Origin of the sequence: Mycobacterium sp. (assembly GCF_052145595.1) — a bacterium.
Taxonomy (GTDB): domain Bacteria; phylum Actinomycetota; class Actinomycetes; order Mycobacteriales; family Mycobacteriaceae; genus Mycobacterium.
Window position 1 is genome coordinate 1 of sequence record NZ_JBKQOI010000051.1, and the last position, 13,401, is coordinate 13,401.

12 protein-coding genes and 1 other RNA gene are annotated in these 13,401 nt (G+C 67.3%); 6 read left to right on the forward strand and 7 right to left on the reverse strand.

The features are described from left to right. Window positions 1–22: 22 nt before the first annotated feature. The 4 genes from ACLP4W_RS03280 to ACLP4W_RS03295 form a co-directional block, all read right to left on the reverse strand. A complete protein-coding gene (locus ACLP4W_RS03280; protein WP_442384090.1) occupies window positions 23–259 on the reverse strand; it encodes a hypothetical protein in 237 nt (78 codons plus the stop codon). Between the two features lie 245 nt (window positions 260–504). Beyond that, the gene (locus ACLP4W_RS03285; RefSeq protein ID WP_442384092.1) at window positions 505–1,407 is read right to left on the reverse strand and encodes a tyrosine-type recombinase/integrase; all 903 of its coding nucleotides are present in this window, start codon (window positions 1,405–1,407) and stop codon (window positions 505–507) included. A gap of 169 nt (window positions 1,408–1,576) precedes the next feature. Further along, window positions 1,577–3,148 (reverse strand): alpha/beta fold hydrolase, encoded by a 1,572-nt coding sequence (locus tag ACLP4W_RS03290; RefSeq protein ID WP_442384094.1) that lies wholly within the window; start codon window positions 3,146–3,148, stop codon window positions 1,577–1,579. 135 nt (window positions 3,149–3,283) lie between these two features. Beyond that, a complete protein-coding gene (locus ACLP4W_RS03295; RefSeq protein ID WP_442384096.1) occupies window positions 3,284–4,846 on the reverse strand; it encodes an alpha/beta hydrolase in 1,563 nt (520 codons plus the stop codon). A 322-nt stretch (window positions 4,847–5,168) separates the two neighbouring features. On the opposite strand from ACLP4W_RS03295, the gene panB reads away from it, so the two are divergent. Continuing rightward, on the forward strand, window positions 5,169–6,026 hold the full coding sequence (gene panB, locus ACLP4W_RS03300) for a 3-methyl-2-oxobutanoate hydroxymethyltransferase (RefSeq protein ID WP_442384098.1): 858 nt from the start codon (window positions 5,169–5,171) through the stop codon (window positions 6,024–6,026). A 108-nt stretch (window positions 6,027–6,134) separates the two neighbouring features. Next, the gene (locus tag ACLP4W_RS03305; protein WP_442384111.1) at window positions 6,135–7,673 is read left to right on the forward strand and encodes a CYTH and CHAD domain-containing protein; all 1,539 of its coding nucleotides are present in this window, start codon (window positions 6,135–6,137) and stop codon (window positions 7,671–7,673) included. Between the two features lie 98 nt (window positions 7,674–7,771). Here ACLP4W_RS03305 and rnpB read toward each other — a convergent pair. After that, an RNA gene (rnpB, locus tag ACLP4W_RS03310) (RNase P RNA component class A) lies at window positions 7,772–8,188 on the reverse strand. A gap of 100 nt (window positions 8,189–8,288) precedes the next feature. On the opposite strand from rnpB, the gene ACLP4W_RS03315 reads away from it, so the two are divergent. From ACLP4W_RS03315 to ACLP4W_RS03325, 3 genes are all read left to right on the forward strand, one after another. Next, window positions 8,289–9,503: a cytochrome P450 gene (locus ACLP4W_RS03315; RefSeq protein WP_442384100.1), complete on the forward strand. Its 1,215-nt coding sequence runs from the start codon at window positions 8,289–8,291 to the stop codon at window positions 9,501–9,503. Further along, the gene (locus ACLP4W_RS03320; RefSeq protein ID WP_442384102.1) at window positions 9,500–9,712 is read left to right on the forward strand and encodes a ferredoxin; all 213 of its coding nucleotides are present in this window, start codon (window positions 9,500–9,502) and stop codon (window positions 9,710–9,712) included. Before ACLP4W_RS03315 ends, ACLP4W_RS03320 begins: the two co-directional genes overlap by 4 nt. Window positions 9,713–10,042: 330 nt before the next feature. Next, entirely contained in the window at window positions 10,043–10,504 is a 462-nt protein-coding gene (locus tag ACLP4W_RS03325; RefSeq protein ID WP_442384104.1) for a hypothetical protein, read from the forward strand. 67 nt (window positions 10,505–10,571) lie between these two features. Here the strand turns inward: ACLP4W_RS03325 and ACLP4W_RS03330 are convergent, their stop codons facing one another. Together ACLP4W_RS03330 and ACLP4W_RS03335 are read right to left on the reverse strand one after the other, a co-directional pair. Next, window positions 10,572–10,802, reverse strand: coding sequence for a hypothetical protein (locus ACLP4W_RS03330; RefSeq protein WP_442384106.1), 231 nt, complete (start codon window positions 10,800–10,802; stop codon window positions 10,572–10,574). After that, on the reverse strand, window positions 10,799–11,653 hold the full coding sequence (locus ACLP4W_RS03335; RefSeq protein WP_442384108.1) for an alcohol dehydrogenase catalytic domain-containing protein: 855 nt from the start codon (window positions 11,651–11,653) through the stop codon (window positions 10,799–10,801). The genes ACLP4W_RS03330 and ACLP4W_RS03335 overlap by 4 nt, the downstream gene beginning before the upstream one ends. Before the next feature lie 132 nt (window positions 11,654–11,785). On the opposite strand from ACLP4W_RS03335, the gene ACLP4W_RS03340 reads away from it, so the two are divergent. Further along, window positions 11,786–13,228 (forward strand): aldehyde dehydrogenase family protein, encoded by a 1,443-nt coding sequence (locus tag ACLP4W_RS03340; RefSeq protein WP_442384109.1) that lies wholly within the window; start codon window positions 11,786–11,788, stop codon window positions 13,226–13,228. The last annotated feature ends 173 nt before the right edge of the window (window positions 13,229–13,401 follow it).

Consider the following 13,401-nt stretch of genomic DNA (forward strand, 5'->3'; position numbering starts at 1 on the left):
GGAAACCGGGGGCGACGCTTCATTAGGCGGCATCGCCGGCACCGCCATTCTGGGAGGTGGCTTCACGGGTGGCTTTCTTGGCCGCGCGGGTTTTCAGCGACTTGAGCACCATGCGCTTGTAATGCGCTTTACGCAGCGACTCCGCACGTTTCGGGTCACCGCCGGCCATCTCGAGGAAGCGGGCCTCGGCGGCGCGGCGGGCGTTGGCGGTGCGCGCCGCACGGTCGGGTGTGTTGGCCCAGGACACGTCGGCGGCCATCGAATGAGCGAGGGAATTGCCGGAAAATGGCATTAGGGAAACTCCACAGGATCGAATCTCTGTGGAGGTTGCCCGGTGATTCATCGCCTCAGGCGTTCCGCGGTTATCCTGCGCCGGGATGGGCCGTCTATAGGTCCTGTCCGGATGGCGCTCTTTAGCGGAGCCTCCCGCTGCTTTTCTTCAGCGGGCTAATTGCACAGGGTAGCAGGCGGTTCGGTTATCGCGTGGGCGGCGCGGCGATATTTTTACAGCTCGTGCACGCCGAGGCCGAGCCGGTCGAATTCTTCGGCGGCCAACTGCTCACTGGCTGTCTTGGTGTAGCGGTAAATCATCGAGTTGTCCGACCAGCCGCCGTGCGCCCGCAACCCGGTCTCGCTGCCACCTGAGCGCATCCAGCGCACCGCGGCCGTGTGCCGCAGCCGGTGCACGTGAAAGCCGACGACACCGGCGTCGGCCGCGCGGGCCTTCAGCGTGCTCACCAGCCCGGTGTAGGACAGTCGCCGCGCCTGGCTCGAAATCCACAACGGCCCCTCAGACGGGCGGCGCAACGCGTTGCGCCGGGCTCTCAGGTAGCGGTCGACCAGGGCGGCCGTCGTCGCCGAGAACCGCACCCGGCGCGCTTTGCCGCCTTTACCGTGCCGTACCTGCAGCAGGCAGCCGTCCAGGTCGATGTCGCTCATATCGAGGGCCAGCAGTTCGGAGGCCCGCAGCCCGGTCTCGCACAGCAGCGCGAGCATGGCCTTATCGCGCTTGTCCCGCAGCGCGGTGCCCTCGCAGACCTTCAACAGCCGCGCAACTTCGTTATCGGACAGGTCGGCCACCGCCGCCTGAGCCAGCTTCGGCGGCCGGATGATCAGAATCGGGTCGGCGTCGAACCCCTCCTCGGCGGCCAGCCAGGCGGCGAACCGCTTGACCGCGGCCAGCCGCAGCCGAACCGTCGCGGTCTGGCAGTCCTGCTGGGTGGCCAGCCAATCGGTCACCCTGGCCTTGGTCAGCTCGGCCGGCACCCCGATGCCGGCGCAGTAGGCCAGGTATGCCTCGACGGCGCGCCGGTAGGCCCGCTGGGTCTGCTCGCTGCGGCGCTGGCCGCGCAGGTAACGCAGCCATGAATCGAGTAGGTCGGCCAGGTCTAGCAAACGCTTCGGCATACCGTTACCCTACACTTGCAATGCTATGCAGGTCGGCTATCCGACGTTTCCGCAGGTAGATGGCGATTCAGACCCCGGTGATTGGTGTCGTTAAATCGATGTTACCGATGCCCGCTCAGAACGGTTGCGAACTTCCCAAACGGGGCCGCTCGGGGCGGCCCCTCGCTGGTCAGGACCGGCACTGCAACGACGCCGGTGGCAACGTCCCCGCGACGAAGTAGCGCACCACAGCGGTATCCACACACTGGTCGCCGTTGAACACCGCGGTGTGCTGGGTTCCGTCGTATGTGATCAGCGGACCGCCCAGCTGGCCGGCGAGGTTCACGCCGGCCTGGTACGGGGTGGCCGGGTCGTGAGTTGTGGACACGACGATGACCTTGCCCGGCGCGACGGGCGGCGCGGCGTGCGGCGTCGACGTCGCGGGCACCGGCCACAGCGCGCACAGATCGCGCGGGGCATTTCCGGTGAACTGCCCGTAGCTCAGGAACGGAGCGGCCTGGCGGATCTGCTGATCGGCGGAGATCCAGGTCGCTGAATCCTTTGGCGTCGGCGCGTCGACACAGCGGACCGCGTTGAACGTGTCTTGGTCGTTGCCGTAGTGGCCGTTTTTATCGCGGCCTTCGTAATCGTCGGCGAGCATCAGCAAGTCGCCGGCGTCGGTGCCGCGCTGCAGCCCAAGCAGACCGCTGGTCAAGTATTTCCAGTGCTGCGGTGTGTAGAGGGCGTTGATGGTGCCGGTGGTCGCGTCGGCATAGCTCAGGCCGCGCGGATCCGACGTCCGGCCCGGCTTGGCGACCAGCGGGTTGATCAGGGCGTGATACCGGTTGACGAACTGAGCGGGGTCGGTACCCAGCGGGCAGGCGGGCGAGCGGGCACAGTCCGCGGCGTAGTCGTTGAAGGCCGTTTGAAATCCCGCCATTTGGTTGATGTTTTCCTCGACCGGGCCCACGGCCGGGTCGATGGCCCCGTCGAGCACCATCGTGCGCACGTGGTCACCGAACCCTTCAAGGTAGGCGGTGCCCAACTCGGTGCCGTAGCTGTAGCCGAGGTAGTTGATCTGGTTCTCCCCCAGAGCCTGGCGCACCATGTCCATGTCGCGCGCGACGGACGCCGTGCCGACGTTGGCCAGGAATCCGGTTCCCATCCGGTCGACGCATTGCTGGGCCAACTGCCGGTAGAGCTGCTCGATGTGCGCTACCCCGGCCGGGCTGTAGTCGACCATCGGCTCCTTGCGGTAGGCATCGAACTCGGCGTCGGTGCGACACCGCAGGGCCGGAGTCGAATGGCCCACCCCTCGCGGGTCGAAGCCCACCAGGTCGAAGTTGCGCCTGATCTCGCTGTCCTCGAGGTCTGACGCCATCCCGGCCACCATGTCGACCGCAGACGCACCGGGGCCGCCCGGATTGACCACCAACGACCCGACCCGCTGGCCGGTCGCAGGCACGCGGATCACCGCCAGCTTGGCTTGCGCCCCGCCGGGACTGCTGTTGTCCACGGGGACCGACACGGTGGTGCACTGCGCTGTGGGGACGTCGCTGGTGTCGGTCAGGAATTGGCTACAGCTGCCCCAGTTCTGCGGCCGCACCGCGGCCGACGGCGGAGCCGGGGTCGGGGTCTGGCCGGGACCGGGTTCCGGGATTGCGCCGGCAATCGGTGGTGGCAGCGCTGATGGCCCCGTTAGCAATAGCCCGAACGACAGCAGCGCCGAGCTCAACGGTCTCAGGCGCGACATGGCTGTCAATGTTTGCACCTTCGAATACCCGTGGAAGCGCGAAATGGTTACGCCTTGATCTCGGGCCAGCGCCCGTCGAGCGTCTAATCGGCGCGAAAAATCAGCCGCAATCTCGCAAGGAGTGCACGCTCGACGGAGGCGGGCTCAGCACTTTGCGCCGCTCGGTGGCGTGGTGCCGCCGATCAGATATTCCGTCGCGTAATCGTCAATGCAGCTGTCGCCCTGGAAGACCACCGTGTGCTGGGTTCCGTCGTAGGTCAGCAGCGAGCCGCGAAGCTGATCCGCGAGATCCACCCCCGCCTTGTAAGGGGTCGCCGGATCGTGGGTGGTCGACACCACCACGGTCGGCGCCAGGCCGGGCGCCGAGATGGTGTGCGGCTTACTGGTGGGCGGAACCGGCCAGAACGCGCAGGTGCCCAGCGGTGCGTCACCGGTGAACTGCCCGTAGCTCATGAAGGGGGCGATTTCGCGGGAGCGGCGGTCCTCGTCAATCACCTTGGCCCGGTCGGTAATCGGTGGCTGGTCAACGCAATTGATCGCCACCCGCGCGTCGGTGGCATTGGTGTAATGGCCTTGCGAGTCGCGCCGCATGTACATGTCGGCCAGGGCGAGCAGGGTGTCTCCGCGATGGTCGACCAGTTCGGTCAGGCCGTCGGTCAGGTGGTGCCACAAGGTTGGTGAGTACAGCGCCATGATGGTGCCCACAATGGCGTCGCTGTAGCTCAACCCGCGCGGGTCCTTGGTGGGCGCTGGCCTGCCGAGCATCGTGTTGTTCGGGTCGACCAGCGGGTTGACCAGGCCTTGGTAGACGTCGACGGCTTTGGCCGGGTCGGTGCCCAGCGGGCAGGTCGGTTGCTTCGCGCAGTCGGTGGCGTAGTCGTTGAACGCGTCCTGAAATCCCTTGGCCTGACGCAGATCTGCCTCGATGGGATCGGCATTGGGGTCGACGGCGCCGTCGAGGATCATCGCCCGGACTTTTTTGGGGTAGGCCTCCGCGTAGGCGGAGCCGATCCGGGTGCCATACGAGTAGCCGAGGTAGGTCAGCTTCTCGTCGCCCAGCGCCGCACGGATGGCATCCAGGTCCCTGGCGACGTTGACCGTCCCGACATTGGCCAGAAAGTCCTTGCCCATCTTGTCGACACAGCGGCCGACGAACTCCTTTGTCTCGTCCTCGATGTGGGCCACACCCGCGGGGCTGTAGTCGACATTCGGCTCGGTGCGCAGCCGGTCGTTGTCGGCATCCGAGTTACACCAAATGGCCGGCCGCGACGACCCCACCCCGCGGGGGTCGAAGCCGACCAGGTCGAACCGTTCGCGGATCCGCTTGGGCAACGTCTGAACGACACCCAGTGCGGCGTCGATACCGGACTCGCCGGGGCCGCCGGGATTGATCACCAGCGAACCGATCTTGTCGCCCGTGGCGGCAAAGCGAATCAGGGCCAGCGCCGCCACGTCGCCGTCGAGGTGGTTGTAGTCGACCGGCACGGCCAGTTTGCCGCACATTGCGCCGCTTGGGATCTTGGCCTGCGGGTTGGCCGACCGGCATGGCGTCCACTCCAGCGGCTGGCCCAGCTTGGGCCCCGCCATGACGGCGCGACCGCCGACAACGCGAAGGCAGCCCGCGACAGGAAGCACCACGGCAGCGATCGCCATCCAGATCAGCAACGTGCGCGCGATCTTGTCGCGGCGAAACAGGCACATGCCCACCTATGCTGCCAGAGCCAACCTGAGATCCAGATGAGCGGGACCATCGGCTGACTGCCCGGCGCAGCCGGTCGACGGTGTGGCCACCCGGCATCGTCGAGGTGTCCAACGCGGCGATCGAGCAAACGTGGATGGGGGTTTCCAGGTACAGGAAGCCGGCGTCGAGTCCGCTGAGCCGCTGCATGCGCAGAATGGCATGTCTCACACCACGCGGACGGTGCAACTGCGCACAAGAGATGGCACAATGTCAGGGTCAGACGAACCCGGGGACCCTAAGGGGCCACGAGGATCGACCCGACCACCACCAGGGACAATGATGTCTGAGATGTCTGAGCAGAACGTTTACGGTGCCAACTCGTCCGCGGGCGCGTCAGAGCCCGCAACACCCAGGACCAAAATCCGCACACACCACCTGCAGAAAATGAAGGCCGAAGGCCACAAATGGGCCATGCTCACGGCCTACGACTATTCGACCGCCAGCGTTTTCGACGAGGCCGGCATCCCGGTGTTGCTGGTCGGTGACTCGGCGGCCAACGTCGTGTACGGCTACGACACCACGGTGCCCGTCTCGATCGACGAACTGATTCCGCTGGTCCGCGGCGTGGTACGGGGTGCTCGTCACGCACTGGTCGTCGCCGACCTACCGTTCGGCAGCTACGAGGCGGGGCCGGCCGCCGCGCTGGCCGCCGCCACCCGGTTCATGAAGGAAGGCGGCGCACACGCGGTCAAGCTCGAAGGCGGTGAGCGGGTCACCGAGCAGATCGCCTGCCTGACCGCGGCGGGCATCCCGGTGATGGCGCACATCGGCTTCACGCCGCAAAGCGTGAACAGCCTCGGCGGCTTCCGGGTGCAGGGCCGCGGCGACGCCGCGGAACACACGATCGCCGATGCGATCGCCGTGGCCGAAGCCGGGGCATTTTCCGTGGTAATGGAGATGGTGCCCGCCGAGTTGGCCACCCAGATCACCGGCAAGCTGACCATTCCGACAATCGGGATCGGGGCCGGTCCCAACTGCGACGCCCAGGTCCTGGTCTGGCAGGACATGGCCGGGATGAGCGGCGGCAGGCCCGCCCGCTTCGTCAAGCGGTTCGCCGACGTCGGCGGTGAATTGCGCCGGGCGGCAATGCAATACGCGCAAGAGGTGGCCGGCGGGGTTTTCCCGGCCGACGAGCACTGCTTCTGACCCGACACTGACGCCAAATTTCCAATTGGTTAACGGCTGGTGAACGGCCGCCGTTAAGCGCGCAATCGTCATATGGCACGCTATGAGGACTAAATGTCCATACCGCCCATGACCGCGCGTGCCCTCAACGGAGCTGAAATGCCAAAAACCTCACGCCATCTGGAGGTGGAGCGCAAGTTCGACGTCGTCGAGTCCACAGTGTCACCGTCCTTCGAAGGCATCGCCTCGGTCGCTCATGTCGAGAAGTCGCCGACGCAATCGCTGGATGCGACGTACTTCGACACCCCGACGCAGGACCTGGCGCGCAACAAGATCACCCTGCGGCGCCGCACCGGCGGCCCCGATGCGGGTTGGCACCTGAAGTTGCAGGCCGGACCCGACGCGCGCACCGAGATCCGCGCGCCGCTGACGGCATCCGGCACGCCGGGACGAGACACCGTGCCAAGCGAGTTGCGGGACGTCGTGCTGGCTATTGTTCGCGACCGCCCGCTTGAACCGGTCGCGCGCATCACCACCCAGCGCGAAACCCGGGTGCTGTACGGCGTCGAGGGCACCGCGCTGGCGGAGTTCTGCAATGACCACGTCACCGCATGGGCGACCGGGGCTTCCGATGGCGCCGATGCGCAGCCGGCCGAGCAGGAGTGGCGCGAGTGGGAGCTGGAGCTCGCCGAAACGAATGGGGCGGCCGACACCGAGCTGTTGAGCCGGTTGAGCAATCGGCTGCTCGACGCCGGTGCCGCGCCCGCCGGTCACGCCTCCAAGCTGGCTCGGGTACTGGGCACAACCACGCAGCCCAACGGCGCAGAGCTGCCCGCGGACCCGGTCCACCGCGCGGTCGGCGAGCAGGTCAATGAGCTGCTGTTGTGGGATCGGGCCGTTCGGGCCGACGCCGACGACGCCGTGCACCAGATGCGGGTGACCATCCGCAAGATCCGCAGCCTGCTGGCCGACTCCCAGGATTCGCCCGGGTCGTCCGACAGGACGTGGATCCTCGACGAGCTAGGCGAGCTCGGCAATGTGCTGGGCGCGGCCCGAGACGCCGAGGTTTTGGCCCAGCGTTACCAGCTGGCACTGGACGGGCTGGCTCCGGAGCTGGTGCGCGGGCGCGTCCGAGAACGCCTCGTCGAAGGTGCGCGGCGCCGCTACCAGACCGGACTGCGGCGGTCCCTGATCGCGATGCGATCAGAGCGATACTTTCGTCTGCTCGACGCCCTCGACGCGCTGGTGGCCGAGATTCCCGCCGCCGTCCCGGGCGAGGAGCAGGCGCCGGTAACCATCGATGCCGCCTACAAGAAGGTCCGGAAGGCCGCGAAAGCCGCCGCCCAGGTGGAATCGGGGGCCGAGCACGAACGCGACCTGGCCCTGCACCGAATCCGCAAGCGCGCCAAGCGACTTCGCTATACCGCCGCGGCTACCGGCGCATCGAACGTGTCCGAACAGGCGAAGGTCATCCAGACGCTGCTCGGCGATCACCAGGACAGCGTGGTCAGCCGCGAACATCTCGGCCACCAGGCCGAGGCGGCGCACACCGCCGGCGAAGACACCTTCACGTACGGGCTGCTTTACCAGCAAGAGGCCGACCTGGCCGAGCGGTGCCGTCAGCAGCTCGACGACGCGCTGCGCAAACTCGCCAAATCGGTGCGCTGAGGAGACTGCTGACTCCGCGCGTGCGCGCGAAAGTGCAACTGGCGACGGCGCTACTCGGTAAACGCGTAGCGGAATGCACTTTCGCGTGGGCAAGGGGGCGGGCGAGTTGGCCTGTAAGCCGGATTCTGTTCCCCGCCGCCGCGGCGTAACCAACGGCGGCGCGGCGGCGACCATCCATCTGGACACACCGTTGCCGGGTGCCTCAAGCGGCCTACCCGCAGGCTCGGGCGAGCAGCCCTCGAACACCTGCGCGGCCGCACTTTCGTGCGGCCTTCTTGGCCTTGCTTCGGGTGGGGTTTGCCGAGCCACTCCGGTCACCCGGAATGCTGGTGCGCTCTTACCGCACCGTTTCACCCTTACCACCACGAGGGTGGCGGTTTGTTTTCTGTGGCACTTTCCCGCGAGTCACCTCGGATTGCGGTTAGCAATCACCCTGCTCTGTGAAGTCCGGACTTTCCTCGACCCGACGCCGGCCCTCTCGGACCGGTACGAGCCGCGGCCGCCCGGCCAACTCGTCCGCACGAACACGGTACTCGCTGCAGAACCCGCTGACCAGCGGCTGGCCTGCGGCATTTGACCATTGCCCAACGGAAACGTTGGTGTCAGGCTGACCGAATGACAGAAACCGAAGGGTTTGTCGACCAGACGGTCACGGGTCTCGCGGAGCCGCAACCGATGTATAAGGCGCTGCGCGAATCGACTCCGGTGTTGCGCTCGCCGCAGGCGGTCGTTCTCAGCCGGCTGGCCGACATCGAGATGGCACTCAAGCACACCGAGCTGTTCTCGTCGAACATGGATGCGGTCGACCTGGGCAACGTGCGGCCGCTGATTCCGCTGCAGATCGACCCGCCCGAGCACGCGAAGTACCGCCGCATCCTCGATCCGCTGTTCACGCCACGGGAGATGGCCCGACGCGAACCCCTCGTCACCAAGCTGGTCAACGAGATCATCGACCGCTTCGTCGACCGGGGCGAATGCGACTTCCACGAAGAGTTCGCGGTACCCCTTCCGTGCACCGTCTTCCTGCAGTTACTCGGCCTGCCGCTGGACGACCTCGACAAGTTTCTGGAGTGGAAGGACGGCGTGATCCGCCCGGAGGGCGCCAGCGGCTACGACCGCCGCCACGAGACCTCCGCAGGCGTAGCGCAAGAGATTTACGACTACTTCGAGCGCGCCATCGACGACCACATCGCCAGCCCGCGCGACGACGTGTTGTCCGCGTTGATCGCGGCCGAGGTGGCCGGCAAACCGCTCACGCGCGAGGAGATCCTCGACATCTGCTTCCTATTCCTCATCGCGGGTCTGGACACGGTGACCGACTCACTGGACTGCTTCTTCGTGTACCTGGCCCGCCACCCCGACCACCGTCACCAGCTGGTCGAGCAGCCCGACATCCTGCCGAGCGCCATCGAGGAGCTGTTGCGCTGGGAGACACCGGTGCCCGGCGTCGCTCGGGTCGCCATGCAAGACGTCGAGGTGGGCGGATGCCCCATCAGCAAGGGTGAACGGGTCAGCCCGTTGCTCGGCGCGGCTAACACCGATCCAACCGAGTTCCCCGATCCGGACGTGGTGGACTTCCAGCGCAACCCGAACCGGCACCGCGCGTTCGGCGGCGGTCCGCACCGCTGCCTCGGTTCGCACCTGGCCCGCATGGAGCTGCGGGTCGCGTTGCGCGAATTCCACCGCCGCATCCCGGATTACGAAATCAAACCCGGCACCCAGCTGACCTACACCGTCGCGCTGCGGTCGGTCGAGTCGCTGCCTTTGGTATTCCCGTCGGTTGCTAGCCCGGTTTCTAGCCCGGTTTCTAGCCCGGTTTCTAAGGCATGACCCGGGTCTCGGTGGACGCCGACCGCTGCACCGGTCACGGACGCTGCTACACCTTGGCGCCCGACGTCTTCGACGCCGACGAGGTCGGCCACTCCGTGGTGCTCGTCGAGGAAGTCTCGGGTGAGCTCGAGGCGCAGGCCGTCGTCGGTGAGCAAAACTGCCCGGAGCAAGCGATCACGGTAGCTCCTTTGTCGAGCAACAGCGGGTGATGACCGCTGTTTCCAGACAAACGAGACGGCGCCTCCGGCGTTGCTCAACCATCGATCGTGTCGATGTATTGAGCCCCAGGTGTGCGGATAACCGGGAGTTGGTGTCGTTTTGGCGTTACTGTCTCGTGTGTCGGCGGCGACCGTGTTCTCCGATGAGCGGGCGGTCGAATAGGTCACGGATATGGAGTGGGCTGCATGAAAGTTCCGGTATTCGCCGCCGCAGGGCTGGGGACGGCATTCGCGGTCGGTATCGGGTTGGCCGGGTGCAGTGGTGACAAATCGACAGCGTTGCCGCCGTCGAGCGCGAGCCCGTCGGCGGATTACAGCGCTTTGCTGATTAAGGCGAGCGACATCACCCAGCCCGCCGACTTCTTCACGAACGCGCCGCCGACGGGGTTCACCGCAGGAGCACCGACGACGAATCCGAACGGTAAACCTGGGGTCGCCGGCGTGTTCAAAAGCCAAGGCGGTAGCCGACAGATCAGCGATACCGTCTTGATCTTGGCCGATGAGGCGGCGGCCAAGTCGGCTTTGGATGCGGCTGTGGCCGGGGTCGGTCGTTCGGTCAGCTTCCCCACCCCGCAATCGTTTTCGGTGGGAAATAATGGCACGCTGTTCTCGGGGCCCTCACCGGATCAATCCAAGAGCGTCACTGTTGTGATGTTTACCCAGGGTAAAGCGTTCATCACGCTCGAATTCGACGGTGCACCAAATGATCCCGTGGCCGCTGATTTCGCGAACGATGTTGGGCAGAAGCAGGACACGGCCATCAAGGCCGGCCTTTCCAGCTGAGAGGTGCGGGCACCGGCGACTTCCGCTGGTCTGCAATCACGTTGGCGCGCTGAACGATCCTGAAAAGTTACGTGAAGCACACGACACTGCGCGCCCCCCGCCCCGCGGTCATGTTGGTGAACGCCGCCTCGACGTCGTCGATACCGATCCGTCGCGTCACCAGCGCTTCGAGGTCGAGCTGGCCGCGTTGGGCAAGATCGGCGAGCACCGGGATGTCGCGCGCCGGGTCGCTGGCACCGTAGACGCTGCCCTGGATCGTCTTGCCGTCAGTCATCAACGACAGCGCCGGGAACGTCACCGCCTCGTTGACCCGGCGGCGCCGACCAGTGTGACCCTGCCGCCGCGGCGGGTGGCGTCGTAGGCCGCGCGCATCGTGGCGGGCTTGCCCACCACCTCGATTCCGTGATCTACCCCGGCGCCGCCGGTGAGGTCGCGCACCGCGGTGGCGAGGTCGACCTCGCCGGCGTCGACGGTGTCGGTTGCGCCGTTGGCGACCGCGGTGGGAAGCTGCGCCGCCACTCGGTCGGCGGCAATGATCCGCACCGCGCCAGACAGCCGTGCCGCTTGGATCGCGGCCAAACCCACACCGCCGCAGCCGATTACCAGCACGCTTTCCCCCGGTCGGACACCCGCCGTGCGTATTACCGCGCCGACCCCGGTGGTGACGCCGCAGCCCAACAGCGCGGCGTGATCCAGCGGCAGTGACTCATCAATCGGCACCACTGCCGCGGCCGGTAGCAGCGTCTCTTCGGCCAACGACCCGACACCCATTCCCGGCCACACCGGGCCGGTCGCGCTCTCGGCGTAGGGAGCGCCGTAGGCGTGGTCGTAGGCGTGCTGGCACAGCTGGGTCTCGCCACGCAGGCAATGCGGGCAGGTCCGGCACGACACGATCCACGTCAGCACGACGTGCTGACCCGGGCCAACGTTGGTGACGTCGTCGCCCACTTCGGTGACGATCCCGGCGCCCTCGTGGCCCAGCGCGCTCGGCAGCAGTGTCGGTATGGACCCGTCGCGCATTGACAGGTCGCTGTGGCATACGCCGCTGGCGCGAAGTTGCACCCGCACCTCGTGGCCGGCCAAGGGCCGCAGCGCGAGCTCCTCCACTGCTGTGGGCTGCCCGACTTCGCGCAGCACGACCGCTTTCATGGGACCGAACCTGTGAGCCACGTCATAGCGATCTACGATGGCGGGACAACCGCACCGGGTCAAGGGAGACGTGTGATGACGGAATCAACGACGATCACGCGGGGGCGCCAAACCGCTGGCGAAGGTGCGGTTTTGACGATCGGAGGCGAGCCGCAGCCCGGCGCCGCCGGCAGCTACCCCGTGCACAATCCGGCCCGGCCTGCCGAGGTCGTCGGTCACGCGCCCGCCGCCGACCGCGCCCAGCTCGACGCCGCGGTGTCGGCGGCCCGTCGGGCCGCGCCCGGGTGGCGCGCGCTCAGCGTCGCAGAGCGGGTCGCCGCCATAGCTGCCGCGGCGACCACGGCCGCCGAACAGCTGGCCGCCGCCGACGGCGCGCGGCTGTACACCCGCGAGCACGGCAAGGTGCTCACCGAGGCGACTTTCGAGATCAGCACCGGGCCGGGCCTCGCCGCGCTGCTCGGGTCGATGGCCGAGGCGGCGCTGGCGCCCGAGCAGGTCGACCCGCACTCGGCCTACCCACGGCTGCACCGCGAGCCGTTCGGCGTAGCCGCGCTGGTGCTGCCGTTCAACTGGCCACTCGCGCTGACGATGACGAAGCTCACGTCGGCGCTGACCGCCGGCAACACCACCGTCGTCAAGGTGCCCCCGACCTGTCCCCTCGCGGCGCTGCAGCTGGCCGGGGCGCTGGCCGCGGCGCTGCCGCCGGGCGTGGTGAACGTGCTCGCGGGCCCGGGCAGCGAGCTCGCCCGGGCACTGGTCACCCATCCGGGCATCGACCTCATCTCGCTGACCGGCGGCGTCGCCACCGGGCGTGCGGTGATGGCGGCGGCCGCGCCGCGCCTCACTCCGGTGTTGCTCGAGCTCGGCGGCAACGACGCCGCGATCATCGCATCCGACATCGCGGTGACCGACGAGCTGGTGGAGCGGCTGGTGACGGCGACCTACACCACCGGCGGTCAGGTCTGCATGGCGATCAAACGGCTGTACGCCCCGACGGATCGGGTCGGCGAATTGGCCGAGGCGGTGCTCGCGCGCTGCGAGCGGGAAGTGGTCGGCGACGGCCTCGCCGAGGAGACGACGCTGGGGCCGCTGCACACCGCCGCCGGGCGCGACCGGGTGGCCACGCTGGTGGCCGACGCGGAGGCACACGGCGCGTCGGTGCGGACCGCGGGACGGATCCGCGACGCGGACGCCGACGCGGGGGGATACTTCGCGCTGCCGACCGTCGTCACCGATTTGGCCCCGGACGCGGCGCTGGCCACCGACGAGCAGTTCGGTCCGGTGCTGCCGATCTTCGGCTATGACAGCATCGATGACGCCGTAACCGCGGCCAACGCAACCGATTTCGGCCTTACCGCCTCGGTGTGGACCGGTGACGAGGCACTCGCCGACCGCGTCGCCGGGCAGCTGGTGGCGGGTACGGTCAGCGTCAATTGCCACGGCCTGGCCGCCCAGGACCCGCGCCTGCCGTTCGGCGGCTGCGGCCAGTCCGGCATTGGCCGCGAACTCGGGGTCGAGGGAATCCGGGCCTTCACCCAGCCGCGGACGTTCGTGCGACACCCCGCGCCCCGCTAGCTAAAACGCCAGTCGCTGTCACACCAGACACTCGAGCACCGTAAACATGTAGGCACCCCCTTTCGCAAAGCGATATCGCATGCCGTATCGCTTTGGGAAACCGCCTCATGCCCAGCTTGTCGGGTCTGATGTGGCGGATGTGACTGAGCGCCATAGCATTGACACGGCCGGAA